We start from the raw sequence: 12,770 nt of genomic DNA on the forward strand, positions 1-12,770 counted from the left end.
TTTTGATTGTTATTTAATTGCTTTTAGTTCTTGTTGAGTTAACCACTTGTGGTTCTTCATAACCATCTTAGTCTTAGTATCCTTGAAAGTTACTACGTAAGCAGGTCCTTTGTGAACCTTAACAATCTTACCCTTAGCACCCTTCATATCGTACATGTGATCGGCTAAAACAGTAACCTTCTTACCAGCTTTTAGGGCACCCTTTGCTTTTAGTTCGCTAGCTACTACCCACTTGTGGTTCTTAACCATCTTGCCACCGTTTGTTGGCATGAAGTCAATTTCGTATAGGTCGGTCTTGTATACACCGGCAACAGTTGCCTTAGCGTTGTACATCCCTTCCATGTGCTTAGCCTTTAGTGTTACCTTTTGGCCAACGTGGAATTTAGCATGAGTAGCTTTCTTCAAGCCCTTTGGTAGTTTAGAGTTCATGTTCATTTCTAAACCATCCATCATCATGCCACTCATCATTGAGTGTTTCATATTCATCTTCTTCGAAGATTTTTTAGTCATCTTCATAGTTGATTTCTTGGCAGTAGTCTTCTTTGCTGACTTCTTAGTCATCTTCATAGTTGATTTCTTGGTAGACTTCTTAGTAGTCTTCTTTTCCATCTTCATTGATGACATGTCGTGCATGTTACTCATTGAATCAGCACTTACAGCTACACCAGATAGTAACGATAGTGATAAAGCAGCAACTGAAAGTGAAGTCATAATGTTTCTTTTCTTCATTATTTGGCACCCCTTATAAAATATGTTTTACATTAAATAATCTTGCTTGATTAAGAATATATCAAATTGGATCATCTTTGTCTACAAATGTAACCCGAAACAATTAAAAAGATTACAATCTTCTGAAAATGTAGAAAAATATCTAATTATAAGTTAAGATAGTCATAATATTTAATTTGAAAGAAGGATTCATACATGAAATTTCAAAAAAGCATCATGACCGCTTTAGCCGGTGCTGTCCTAATCACCACACCTGCTGTTGCCGCCAATGCCAGCTCACTACCAAGCAAATCTTCCAGTTACTGGAATAAGGCACGTGTCGTTACCACTACCAAAAAAATTGAGGCAACTGAACACAAGGTAGTGAAGAAGAAGATTTCTAAGAAAGTTCTAAAGAAGGTTAACATCAAAAAGGGAGCCAAAATCTCTGTCACACACGTGAAGGGCAATGTTTGGAAAATTACTGGAATTAAGACTGCTAAGAACACTGTTTTAACAACTAGCCAAGCCAAAACTACTTGGATGAAACAAGTTACTAAAAAGAACACCGCTAAAAAAGCTACCACGGTAACTGTTAACACTAACAAGAACGTTCCTTTATACGCGGTTACCAAGAAGACCACTATTTACGGATACGCTGTTAAGAACAACACCATCCAATCCAAGAAGATTATCAAAAAGAGCACCATTGCTAAAAACCAAGTTATTTTAGTTAGAAAATTAAATAACGGTCAATGGATGTTAATCGGTGGAAGCGTTCCTGAAATCAAGAACGGTATCTGGATTACTAAGACCACTAAATCAAACTGGATTAAACGCGTTCCTGTTTACACTACCAGTAAGAAGACTGTTCCTACCAACGACTTAAGCACTAAGGCTGCTAACGATGCTTACTATGCATTGAACGCACCAATCAGCACAGGTAAGACCGTTCTTAAATTTGGTGATTCAGTGAAGGCAATGAAGATTGACGATTCAAACGAAATGCTTGTAATAGGTGGTAAGAGTTACAAGGTTACAATCAACAACAACCAACCTTATGCCATCACATCAAACACTTTAGTATTAAAACTAGCTAACGGAAACACTGGACTACAATCACTATACAACCCTGGTGATAGTCGTGTAATTCTTCCAAAAACTTATACACCTTCAAATGGTGATCAATGGTTCCAATACAATCCAAAGCAAGGTAACTACATGGTTTACGTATATGCAAGTTCTCTTGAAGGTTGGTTGTATCGTGAAGTATATACACCAAAGCAAACTACAACTAACAACACAAATTCAAACACTACCAACAATAACCAAGCAAAAGATACTGGAAATACTAATACAACTACTTCTAAGTAATAAAAAAGGACTGACAAATATGTCAGTCCTTTTTATTTTTATTCAGCTTCTCCGATAGCACCAGCAATGTCATCATTTGAGAAATCATGTTTCATGAAGTCGTCATTTGATGATGGTAATTTTTGAACTAATTCATCAAGCTTTTGTACTTTAATATCGCCAGAAACCATCTCGAAATCAAGTAAATGACCACCTACTGATTTATCATCAGCCAAGAAATGAAGATGGAATCCACCAACAGATGGTCCATTGAATAGCTGTGGTGAGTAGTATCCAATTACTGTACCCTCAACATCTTCTTTTTCAAATTCATTTTGTTCATGAGCACATTCAACAAGTGTTGGATATGGTTTTGATTGTTTATGAACTGATCTTGTCTTTACAGACTTAAATGTCCCGTGGGCACGAACTGAGAAGAAAACATTATTCCAATCTAGTTCAGAGGACACTTTTTCTTCTAAGTCTTCCATTTTTACTAATGCATGAACATTGGCTAAATGTTCAAAACTAGCAAAATGAACATCAGCAAATGGAACAGTGAAATCACCATCTAGTTCATTGACGTTTCCTTGACCATCGATTTGATATGCCACACCGTCTAAGATGACAAGTTCACCATCTAGACCGTCACCAGTTCCAATACCCGTGTCACCGTGTTTTAATAATTCTTTTAATGGTAATGTTCCTTCAAACAATCCAGGAACTAACATTGCTAACGTACCGTATTGGTATAAAGTATTAGCGTTATTCATTACTTTTCATCTCCTAATTAATTTATTCCAGTTTATCACAACGTCTTATAAATGGATAAAAAAATAACCGATACCTACGAAAGTATCGGTTATTGATGTAAAAATTAAAATTACCCAGTGCCTTGAATAATTTTAATTTACGATCAGCTTATTTATGGAATATCGATTCACGTAAGAACTGGTTTGCTCTTTGCTTACTAATTATATTCAGGGAAGAATTCATAATCGTTTTTTGGAGTGAGCATACCATGAAAGTGCATAATAATATTTATATGAACACATGCAAACGTAATAAATGTTTCAACTTTATTTATCTACTTATGGACGAGAGAATTAATTTACAAACTCGGGGAAATTCATAAATTAACGGATTTCATCTTTTAATTACCAGCGCGACTTGATAATTAATAGACTTAGAGATAGTTTTATAAGAAAGTGTATGAATAAAGTTCTCAAAGAAAGTTAGACTAAGGTTACACGATTTCATGGTATTAATTTGTTGTGGCTCTTAGTGAATCGATGCACCACCAAAATTTATTATTATTGGTGTTATGTTATGCTACAATTCCACGATTTTTAAGCAATTCTGAAGGTGCATAAATCACTTGATAGACAAATCAGGGGCATCCAAATCAAGCAATCATATTCTAATAAATAAACATCTAGAGTTTAATCACAAAGATTAAACAAAGAGAAGACTAGCAATCTTAACAGTTGCGATAACGATTAAGCTGTTAACCAACTCTTCGAAGATAATAATATAATTTTGGCAAAACACTGTCAAAACGGCAATTAATAGACTTTTATCATATTAATATTTGTTAAATCAGCTATAAAACAAGCTTTTATTTTTTTAATTGCACAATAAGTCTATTTGATGCATTTAAAACTTAACCAAAAATAAAAAAGAGAAGAAAATCTTAACATTTTCCTCTCTTTTATTTTTTAATGATTAAAATATAGTTTTATATAGGATTGCAGCAAGAGTTGCCCCAATGATTGGAGCTACGATTGGCACCCAACTATACTTCCAATGTGAACCACCCTTGTTCTTAAATGGACAAAAAGCGTGCACAATTCTTGGCATGATATCTCTGGCTGGATTCAATGCTGGTCCGGTAGGCCCACCAAATGAAATAACCAAACACATTACTAGAAAACCTAATGCAATAAAGTCAGCACGTGGATCTAGTTTGTCGGCAGTCATTGCTAACGCACCCAATACCAATAAGAAAGTTCCGATTAATTCGTTAATGAAACCATTTAAGTAACTGTGAGCCGAGTCAATGGTTGCAAAAGTTCCTAAAACACATTCACAGTTAGTAGTCTTGTCATAATATGGCTTGTAAGTAAGTACCACCGCGATTTGACCAACTGTTGCACCTAACAATTGAGCAACAATATATGGTAATACTTCATGCCATGGAAATTGGTTTGTAAAAGCCAAAGCAAGTGTCATTGCTGGATTAATTTGGGCTCCAGAAATTGTCGCAAACATCATTGCGGGAATCATAACCCCGATTCCGTATCCAAAACCAATTAATACCCATCCACCATGGAACCCTTTAGTTCCCTTCAATTCTACGTTAGCAACAGAACCGTTACCTAACGCCACCATGATGGCTGTTCCAATAAATTCAGCGATGCATCTAGTTAATAACGTGTAATGATCCAAAATTTTCTACTCCTTTATATAAACTACACAGTATTTACTCCATCATCTTTATCTTGCTCAAGTTCTTCCATCCGTTTGATAAACGGCAACGCTCCTACAAACCAACCTGGAGGCATAAAAAAAGAGTTGCAAAATCAGAATCGACTTTATAACTCTCGCCGTAATTTCTTCTCCAAACTAATATGTAGTAATTTGTTGATAGTATGTTAAACCATAACAGTATATCGATAATCTTGTTGAAACGAGTTATTAGACAGCGTGTATAACTTTTTGATTATTGTTATTTCCTTAAGATTTTAAATAATCAAGTCAAAATCTTTCCAACAACTCATCAAAAGTAATTATATGACCCACACTACTGTTTTTCAATAACTAATAAAGATTATTTAACTATTTTCTATAAACATTTAGCGCTTGCTTATAATTCAACGATTTCATGTTAAGTTAAGCTTATACAAAGCACCCTTTCTATAAAAACTTTTTATATCAATCTTAATTAAAATATATTTTAAACTTTTTTGTATAAACTTAATTAAATTTGCAAAAACTTAAGTATTTATCTAACTAGATAAGATTATAATTATAAGTATGGCAAAGATTTAATGTAATTTACATTACTCAGCCCTGAATAGTAAAAATTTATAAGGGGGATTTAATCATAATGTTTATTAAAAGCAAATCCAAGAAAAGAATCGTAATGTCTTTTCTAAATTTATCGGCTCACCAAGACATTAACACAATTAGTACAAACGACATCATCGAAAACGCAAATATTTCTCGTGGTACTTTTTACAATCACTTCAAGAATAAAATCGACATCGTTAACTTCATCGAAACTAGCATCAGCCATTCTTTAGATGAACAATTTGTTAACGTTGATAAAAACTATGATAACTTTTTCTACATTTTAAGCGAAAAGGTATTCCCAATTGTCTATGATGATCGTGAATACATCAAGGTTCTATACGAATTCTATGAACCCCAATTATTTTCGTTTTTAAGTAGCCACTATTCTAAATTCTTAGTTCCTTATTTCGAGAACTATGATGAAAAGAAATACGGAATTCCTAAGTACTATGTGTTAACTTTCTTCTTCAGGGTCATTTTAGACGCAATTATGTCATGGATTTCACAACCGATTCCATTGTCAGTTGAAGAATTCAAGAAGGTGTTCTACCGCCTAATCAACACTTCAATGACTGAAATTTGTGGAATTGTTATTAGAAGATAAAAAAAAGAAGCCTAGAAGGCTTCTTTTTTATTTATTTTACGAACTTGACGATTTCAGAATTGAATGAATCTAAATCATCAGGAGTTCTGCTTGTAACTAGTTTGTGTTTTTCATCTACTACAACGGGTTCATCATGAACTTCTGCGCCGGCATAAAATAGGTCATATCTAATTGTTGTGTATGCCGTTAACTTCAATTCACTTGCTAAACCGGTTTGAATAAAGAATTGAGGACCGTGACAAATTGCAAACACTGGCTTATTAGCCAATAGAAAACGTTTTACAAAATCGTTGAAACGATCATCTGCTCTCAATGCATCTGGAGAGCCTCCGCCGGGTAATAGCAATGCGTCATAATCGTCGAAGTTGGCGTCATCGATACCTAAATCAACCTTTTGTGTATCACCATGTTCGCCGGTAATTGTGTTTCCGGCCATGTCTTCGATAATTTCAACTTCATGACCCGCATCCTTTAATGCCTTCATAGGTGAAGTTAATTCAGAATCTTCGTATCCGCTGGTAACAATTGCAGCAATCTTACTCATAGATACAACCTCCTTTTTCTTTCTTCACCATCCATGGTATTAGGGAAAGTCATTGATTACAAGTTTTTGGTTTAAAAAAATGGTTAAATTATGAATAAATAATTTAAATTATTGATATTTAGCCACTAGTTTGATTAAAATACTAATAGAACATATTGAGGAGATATAGTATGAATAAAATTTTTAAGATTTTCCTAGCGCTTTTTACCTGCCTACTTGTATTAAGTGCTTGTGGTAAGAAGAAGGCTGAAGATACCAACCAAACAATTTCTGGTCCAAAGCCTTCCCTATCAGACGCTTTGAATACATCAGGTATCTCATTAGAAAAGTACCAACAAATCAAATACACCGATCAACAATTACACGGTGGTTCAAGTTACAAGAAGGTTGTTAGCCTATTAGGTAACCCATCTAAGACTACCAACACTACCCTTACCAATAACGCTCAGGCAAAGCAATACACTTGGCAAATGGGTGGAAACGCACAACTACAATACATATTTGTAATTGTTTACAAGGACAAGGTTTTAAGCAAAGGTTACCAACAAAATACCGCTGCTAAAATTGTCAAGAAAGCAAAAATTGACAAAATTGCTAAAAATACCTCATTCTCAGACGTTCAAGCAACTCTAGGATCACCACTTTCACAACAAGAAGCAGATGGAATGTCATTTATGACCTACCAATATGACAATTCACATGCTTACAACCTAACCTTTAAGGATAAAAAGCTTAGCGAAAAGCAATCCGTTAGCCTAAATAATAATAACTAAAAAAAGAACCGATATTATGTCGGTTCTTTTTTACATGATATCAATATATCCTTCATCCCTTAACGATTCTAGTGTTTCCAATAAATCATCGGTACTCATGTTATCTAGTTGTTCTAAGAATTGTTTTTCGTAGGTGTCGATTAAATCATCAAAATAAGACTTAATTGTTTTTGGTTCCAATTGACGATACATTCTCATCTTATCTTCTGGCTTACGAAGGTCGAATTGATAGTATTGTTGGAATTTTGTAACGTACCATGCTCCCTTAATCTTCGCACGATATGTCATAATTCTTTCGTCTGTCCAATACATATAATCACCTCATTTTATTCGCTGTAATAGAATAATTATATAACAAATTAAAATTAGATGACAAAATTTTACCAATAAAAAAAGATATCCAAATGGATATCTTTTTATTTTTTACTTTTGACCACGTTCGTAAGACGCATCAAAGACCTTAAAGTCATGATCATGTAATTCTTTTGCGGCATCTGCCAACCAGTTAGTGTTTCTTAGCAATGCGCGTCCTTCCATAATCAAGTCGGCTTGATTGTTTTGTAGGATGTATTCGGCTAACCCTGGGTTGTCTAGCAAACCAACAGTTGAGACATCAATATTTACCGCTCTTTTAAGTTCAGTGGCAAACGGAGTTTGATATCCGTCATGAACTGGGAAGTTAGGTCCCTTTGGAAGTAAGCCACCGGTTGAAACGTCGATTAGTTTTATGCCGGCTTCTTCTAACCACTTACCGATTTGTTGCCAGTCTGCCATAGTATTTTGTAATCCACTGTCATCGTAATCAATTAATGATAAACGAATCCATACAGGGCCAGCGAAGTTATCCTTCACAGCATCAATGACTTCAGAAACAATACGGAAACGATTTTCTAGGCTACCACCGTATTCATCATCACGTTTATTTGAAACGGCTGATAAGAATTGGTTCAACAAGTACCCGTGAGCACCATGAATTTCAATCATGTCTACCCCGGCATCATTAGCACGTTTGGCAGCTTGACCGAATTCATTAACGATGTTTGCGATATCTTCCTTGGTTAGTTCAACCGGTGTATTGCTGTCGTCACTAAATGCGATTGAACTTGGTGCAACCGGAACATCTTCATCGGCAGCTTTTCTACCAGCATGGTTCAATTGAACTCCTACCTTTGAACCTAGGTAGTGAAGTGAGTCAACCAAATGGCTGAATTCACTCACTTGTTCGTCATTCCATAATCCTAGGTCATTATTACTAATACGACCTCTTGGATCAACAGCTGTGGATTCGGTAATAATCAATCCAACGCCACTAATTGCACGCATCCCATAGTGTGCAAAGTGAAATGGTGTTGCAATTCCATTTTCACGAATCACTTCATATGTACACATCGGTGACATCACAACTCGATTCTTAAGAGATAGTCCACCAACATTTGCCGGTGCAAGTAATTTTGACATATCCATCTTCCTTTCGCTTACTTAATGTAAGCCATTATACACGGATAATTATTAAAATAAAAGAAAAAGACACCCTCTCGGATGCCTACTTAGTCAATGCTTTCATCGCGTTATTGAAACAATCTAGTGAACAGTTAATTTCACCTTTAATGATTCTAAACTTACGATCAACATATTCTTGTGTTATTTCACGCTCATCTGTTTCATTTAAGTATTCCACCAAATGGTCGATGTCTCGAACGACATTGCTGTCACGATTGGTCCCATCTAGTGCGTTTATGATGTGTGAACGCGTTCTCTTTAATGTTAGTAAATTGTTATCAATTTCTTCTCTAGTCATCGCAATCCACCTCCAAATATTATCCTATTAATTATAATGATGTTTCATCAATTAACAAATATTTAGTTCTTGTCGGTTTCAATTGACTTGATATTCTTGCGAACTAGGAACAAGTTGATTCCGGCTAAAATAGTGGTAGCAATGAAGACACCACGGTAGCCACCGATTAATACGACCGCTGAACCAATCATTGGTCCAGTCACGTTTCCGGCTGCTTGGAAGCTTTGGTTCCAACTAAAGACCTGGCTGATTCGATCATGAGGACTGTACTTAGCTAAAATTGCTTGAACTGTTGGCAACAATGCCGCATCGGAAATCCCGATTAGAAAACGCAAGGTCCCTAATTGCCAGACATTTTGCACGAATGTTGTTAGGAAGAAAACACCCATTGAAAACACTAGCCCAAATTTCAATATTTGATGCGAACCAATCTTATCACCCAAACGGCCAAAGAATGGAGCTACTGATATCATCGCTACCCCGTTGATGGCTTGAATAATTCCGGCGGTCAACGCAATGTTGGTCGATGTCGGATCTAATTGTTTAACGTACAAACTCAAGATTGGTGAGATTGAGTTATTAGTTGCTTGAATAAATAAGGTGGTTAAAAACATTCCAAATAAGATTTGCTTAGTTGGAATACCAGATAAGAAATGGGGTTGCCTTTCCCCTTTTTCGTGTGGCACTGGTTTAAAGTTTTCATGAACGAAAAAGATACTTAGAACAAATGCTACCAACATTGCTAGACCAGTAATCAAGAATGTATAACGGTAGCCAAATGTATCGGCGATTAATCCACCAATCATTGGTCCGATTAATGTTCCCGATACGTTTCCTGTCGCTAGTTTTCCAGAAGCATGTCCCACGTGACTCTTTGGCGTTTCAGCAGCCACCAAGGCGTTGGCATTACTGATGAATCCAGAAAAGACCCCTTGTAAAAGACGAAGAACAATCAATTGCCATGCACTTGTTACCAGACTCATTGCACCAATTACGACGGCCATCCCCAATGATGCTCTAAGTAACATTGGCTTTCGACCATACTTATCAGCTAGGATTCCCCATAATGGTGAAACAATCATTTTCACAAGAAATGGCGCTGCAAATGCCATCCCACTGTAAATTGATGTTTGCGTGGCGTTGTAATCGCCCAGTTGACCTATAAATAATGCAATGAATGGACTAATACTGCTAAATCCGATTCCAGCTACGAATGTCCCAAACCATAAGACGTTTAGGTTTTGTTTCCAGTTTATCGCTCGATCACCCAAGGGTGAACTCATCTCCTTAATTTTTTGAATTCTTTGACACATAATTAAGCATTATAACACTTAAGGAAAGTTTCTGTAATTATTAAGTAATTTTTAAGATTACAACTATATATTTGAGGTAAATACCAATTGTGATAATATTATTTAAACAAAACTTTCAATAAGGAGTGAAATACCATGCAACAAACTCAAAGTTTCTTTATGCTTTTCGCATATGGTGTCTTTTTATTTGGAGCCATCTGTATGGGAATTGGCTGGTTCTTTTTCAAGCTTCGCGCGATGTCCAATCAACCTGCCTGGGACGGAATTGGTGGAAAGTTAATTAAATTTGGTTTATTTATTGTTGTTATCGGGGTAATCCTAGTTGGATTAGCTGTATATTTATTAGGAAGTAAATAGGTGAAATACTATGAAAAAAACAATTAAAATGATTGCCGCTGCTGCTTTAATCGGTTCTGTGATTGCTTCTTCAGCACCAGCTGTAACTACTCATGCAAGTTCCACTAAAAAGGAATCTTCATTAATTAAAAAATTCAAACAACAAACTACTGATGATGCTATTATCGCAACTACCAAATCAATCAGTAAATTAACTACCGCTGACTTAAACAACTTTATTCCAACTCAAGCGATGAAGGTTTCAGGCAACCAAGTTACCGATCCTGGTTCTGACGCTAATTTCGTAACTAAAATTAACTACAAAGCTAAGAAGAACCCTAAAAACGTAATTAAGTTACCTAAAGGATACACTAACGCAGCCTTGAAAAAGGCAGCTAGTGAAAAATCAATCGGTAACTACAAGGTTCAAGTTGCAATGGGTAAGCTTGGTCTAAAGGGGCTAGCAATGAACTCCTTTACACCAAGCAAGAAAGATCTAAGCCGAAACGTTAACCTAAACAAGATGACTTACAGTCAAAGAAAAGAACTTACTAAATTTGCCCTAAGCATCTTAAACCCAGCTATCAAACAAGCTAAGGGAATTCAATACAAATCTTCAAAAAATACCATTGCAGTTGCTCAAACATTCGCTGACGTTTACAGCAAGGACAACTGGAATAACACTGGTAAGAAGACTGGTCATGATTTAAGGACTAAAGCTGTAGCATCAAAGAAATACAACATTTCTGACGTTGCAGAAGAAAACTACAGTGATAACCCATCATTTGCTTTAACTAGCACAAAAATCAAGAAACGTGTCGTTTCAATGGCAGCATTAAAGCATGCAGTATACAATTCAATTGCTCTTCAACTATTTGAAGACGGCCCATCTTATTGGGGTCACGCTACTGCACTAATGAATTTAGATATTCATAAGAAGTACCAACCAAACTACTTCGCAGTTTCTTTTGATAAATTCGGTGGTATTCACTTCGTAATGGTTCCCCACAACAAATTAGTTAATAAGAAATATGTTCCTGGAACACTTGTATAGTGTAAAATGGAGATAAACAAAAAGCTCACAAATATTTGTGAGCTTTTTTATCCTAATAAGTAAGGATGATATATATGTATTTTATGCCTTTAACATTAATAATTTGTATTGGCCTATTATGTTGGTCATTTTATAAGAAAAAAGCGTCATTTTGGAATGGATTTCTATTTTTAATGTCTGTCTTTGCACTAACTGGAAATGTGATGTTCTTTTCGCTAACTAGTAGTAGTAAGATTTTGCATGCCATCTTCTTAGTTATTGCTTTAGCAATAATGGTTATCATAACTTTAATCTATGCCTTACACGCAGTTCTATTAATCTGGAACGGAATTATCGTGTGGAGAAGAGAGAGTCACTCACTAGCAAACTTATTAACGCTAATCATTGGTGTATTCTTATTAATTTATCCACTATTAAGTTTTCTTTTCTTCAGAAAAATCATTCCAAAGCCATATAACCTAATGATTGAGCATTTCACTGAAATGGGTGCATTTTACATGATTAGTATCTTCTTGATTTTCTCACTTTCGGTTTGGATTTGTAACTTCTATCGTCCCAAACCAGACAAGGACTTCATAATCATATTGGGTGCAGGATTATTAAATGGAAACGAGGTTTCCCCACTACTTGCTTCAAGAATCGATCGTGCAATTGACTTTTATCAAACTCAAATTAACAGCGGGCAAAAACATCCTTTAATCATTTGCTCAGGTGGTCAAGGTGGCGACGAAAGGATTCCAGAAGGTGTTGCCATGAGAGACTATGTTCTTCAAAAAAACATCAACCCCGATGACGTTGTTGCAGAAGATAAATCAGTCAACACAATTCAAAACTTCGCGTTTTCCAAAAAAATTGTCGACAGATACCGACTAGATCCAAACAATGGTATTTTTGTTTCAAACAATTACCATATTTATCGTGCATCAGATTACGCTAAAAGTGCGGGTATGAAAATCAGTGGAATTGGTTCTAAAACGAGTGGATTCTTTCTTCCCAACGCAATCATCAGAGAATTCATTGCCATTTTAATGAAACACAAGATTGCTAACCTATTAGTTATTTTATTATTTATCGTGATTTCAATAGTTGGAAAACTATAATAAAAAAGCATCGTTTCTGGGAACTGAAGTTATAATATTGAACAGATAAATAAAAGCACTTTCGATAAAATGATTATTTTAATTTGATAAAATAACATAATTCGGAGGTGTT

At 35.5% G+C, this 12,770-nt stretch carries 14 protein-coding genes; 6 read left to right on the forward strand and 8 right to left on the reverse strand.

Annotated elements, in window-relative coordinates; genetic code table 11:
- Positions 1-9: 9 nt before the first annotated feature.
- Positions 10-729 carry a YdhK family protein gene (locus RZ79_RS06295; RefSeq protein ID WP_237756546.1) on the reverse strand — a complete coding sequence of 240 codons (720 nt, stop codon included), beginning with the start codon at positions 727-729 and terminating at the stop codon, positions 10-12.
- 195 nt (positions 730-924) lie between these two features.
- Between RZ79_RS06295 and RZ79_RS06300 the strand changes: the two genes are divergently transcribed.
- Entirely contained in the window at positions 925-2,082 is a 1,158-nt protein-coding gene (locus tag RZ79_RS06300) for a hypothetical protein (protein ID WP_054450718.1), read from the forward strand.
- A gap of 38 nt (positions 2,083-2,120) precedes the next feature.
- On the opposite strand, the gene budA is transcribed toward RZ79_RS06300, so the two are convergent.
- Complete coding sequence (budA, locus tag RZ79_RS06305; protein WP_054450720.1) at positions 2,121-2,834, reverse strand: acetolactate decarboxylase; 714 nt, start codon at positions 2,832-2,834, stop codon at positions 2,121-2,123.
- Between the two features lie 952 nt (positions 2,835-3,786).
- Positions 3,787-4,509 (reverse strand): MIP/aquaporin family protein, encoded by a 723-nt coding sequence (locus RZ79_RS06310; protein WP_034535311.1) that lies wholly within the window; start codon positions 4,507-4,509, stop codon positions 3,787-3,789.
- A gap of 661 nt (positions 4,510-5,170) precedes the next feature.
- Between RZ79_RS06310 and RZ79_RS06315 the strand changes: the two genes are divergently transcribed.
- Entirely contained in the window at positions 5,171-5,740 is a 570-nt protein-coding gene (locus RZ79_RS06315; protein WP_034535314.1) for a TetR/AcrR family transcriptional regulator, read from the forward strand.
- Positions 5,741-5,771: 31 nt separating this feature from the next.
- On the opposite strand, the gene RZ79_RS06320 is transcribed toward RZ79_RS06315, so the two are convergent.
- Positions 5,772-6,284 carry a type 1 glutamine amidotransferase domain-containing protein gene (locus tag RZ79_RS06320; RefSeq protein WP_034532738.1) on the reverse strand — a complete coding sequence of 171 codons (513 nt, stop codon included), beginning with the start codon at positions 6,282-6,284 and terminating at the stop codon, positions 5,772-5,774.
- A 170-nt stretch (positions 6,285-6,454) separates the two neighbouring features.
- Between RZ79_RS06320 and RZ79_RS06325 the strand changes: the two genes are divergently transcribed.
- The gene (locus tag RZ79_RS06325) at positions 6,455-7,057 is read left to right on the forward strand and encodes a DUF3862 domain-containing protein (RefSeq protein ID WP_054450722.1); all 603 of its coding nucleotides are present in this window, start codon (positions 6,455-6,457) and stop codon (positions 7,055-7,057) included.
- Positions 7,058-7,087: 30 nt separating this feature from the next.
- On the opposite strand, the gene RZ79_RS06330 is transcribed toward RZ79_RS06325, so the two are convergent.
- The 4 genes from RZ79_RS06330 to RZ79_RS06345 form a co-directional block, all read right to left on the reverse strand.
- A complete protein-coding gene (locus RZ79_RS06330) occupies positions 7,088-7,369 on the reverse strand; it encodes a hypothetical protein (protein ID WP_054450724.1) in 282 nt (93 codons plus the stop codon).
- 111 nt (positions 7,370-7,480) lie between these two features.
- Positions 7,481-8,515, reverse strand: a complete 1,035-nt coding sequence (locus RZ79_RS06335) for an NADH:flavin oxidoreductase/NADH oxidase (protein WP_054450726.1) — start codon at positions 8,513-8,515, stop codon at positions 7,481-7,483.
- A gap of 85 nt (positions 8,516-8,600) precedes the next feature.
- Positions 8,601-8,855 carry a hypothetical protein gene (locus RZ79_RS06340; RefSeq protein WP_034532731.1) on the reverse strand — a complete coding sequence of 85 codons (255 nt, stop codon included), beginning with the start codon at positions 8,853-8,855 and terminating at the stop codon, positions 8,601-8,603.
- A 62-nt stretch (positions 8,856-8,917) separates the two neighbouring features.
- Positions 8,918-10,138 (reverse strand): MFS transporter, encoded by a 1,221-nt coding sequence (locus RZ79_RS06345; RefSeq protein WP_054450740.1) that lies wholly within the window; start codon positions 10,136-10,138, stop codon positions 8,918-8,920.
- Between the two features lie 165 nt (positions 10,139-10,303).
- Here RZ79_RS06345 and RZ79_RS06350 point away from each other — a divergent pair, with 165 nt between their 5' ends.
- The 3 genes from RZ79_RS06350 to RZ79_RS06360 all read left to right on the forward strand — a co-directional run bounded on the left by RZ79_RS06350 (position 10,304) and on the right by RZ79_RS06360 (position 12,658).
- The gene (locus RZ79_RS06350; RefSeq protein WP_034532730.1) at positions 10,304-10,525 is read left to right on the forward strand and encodes a hypothetical protein; all 222 of its coding nucleotides are present in this window, start codon (positions 10,304-10,306) and stop codon (positions 10,523-10,525) included.
- A gap of 10 nt (positions 10,526-10,535) precedes the next feature.
- Complete coding sequence (locus RZ79_RS06355) at positions 10,536-11,558, forward strand: SEC10/PgrA surface exclusion domain-containing protein (RefSeq protein ID WP_054450729.1); 1,023 nt, start codon at positions 10,536-10,538, stop codon at positions 11,556-11,558.
- Positions 11,559-11,731: 173 nt separating this feature from the next.
- Entirely contained in the window at positions 11,732-12,658 is a 927-nt protein-coding gene (locus tag RZ79_RS06360; RefSeq protein WP_054450731.1) for a YdcF family protein, read from the forward strand.
- Positions 12,659-12,770 lie beyond the last annotated feature (112 nt).

This window comes from Apilactobacillus kunkeei DSM 12361 = ATCC 700308 (genome assembly GCF_001281265.1).
Taxonomy (GTDB): domain Bacteria; phylum Bacillota; class Bacilli; order Lactobacillales; family Lactobacillaceae; genus Apilactobacillus; species Apilactobacillus kunkeei.

Excerpts from the sequence above, each read along its gene's own strand:
- RZ79_RS06320 (WP_034532738.1), bottom strand. The coding sequence starts at position 6,284 with ATGAGTAAGATTGCTGCAATTGTTACCAGCGGATACGAAGATTCTGAA.
- RZ79_RS06325 (WP_054450722.1), top strand. The coding sequence starts at position 6,455 with ATGAATAAAATTTTTAAGATTTTCCTAGCGCTTTTTACCTGCCTACTT.
- RZ79_RS06295 (WP_237756546.1), bottom strand. The coding sequence starts at position 729 with ATGAAGAAAAGAAACATTATGACTTCACTTTCAGTTGCTGCTTTATCA.
- RZ79_RS06300 (WP_054450718.1), top strand. The coding sequence starts at position 925 with ATGAAATTTCAAAAAAGCATCATGACCGCTTTAGCCGGTGCTGTCCTA.
- RZ79_RS06345 (WP_054450740.1), bottom strand. The coding sequence starts at position 10,138 with ATGAGTTCACCCTTGGGTGATCGAGCGATAAACTGGAAACAAAACCTA.
- RZ79_RS06350 (WP_034532730.1), top strand. The coding sequence starts at position 10,304 with ATGCAACAAACTCAAAGTTTCTTTATGCTTTTCGCATATGGTGTCTTT.
- RZ79_RS06315 (WP_034535314.1), top strand. The coding sequence starts at position 5,171 with ATGTTTATTAAAAGCAAATCCAAGAAAAGAATCGTAATGTCTTTTCTA.
- RZ79_RS06355 (WP_054450729.1), top strand. The coding sequence starts at position 10,536 with ATGAAAAAAACAATTAAAATGATTGCCGCTGCTGCTTTAATCGGTTCT.
- RZ79_RS06360 (WP_054450731.1), top strand. The coding sequence starts at position 11,732 with ATGTCTGTCTTTGCACTAACTGGAAATGTGATGTTCTTTTCGCTAACT.
- RZ79_RS06335 (WP_054450726.1), bottom strand. The coding sequence starts at position 8,515 with ATGTCAAAATTACTTGCACCGGCAAATGTTGGTGGACTATCTCTTAAG.
- RZ79_RS06330 (WP_054450724.1), bottom strand. The coding sequence starts at position 7,369 with ATGTATTGGACAGACGAAAGAATTATGACATATCGTGCGAAGATTAAG.
- budA (WP_054450720.1), bottom strand. The coding sequence starts at position 2,834 with ATGAATAACGCTAATACTTTATACCAATACGGTACGTTAGCAATGTTA.
- RZ79_RS06340 (WP_034532731.1), bottom strand. The coding sequence starts at position 8,855 with ATGACTAGAGAAGAAATTGATAACAATTTACTAACATTAAAGAGAACG.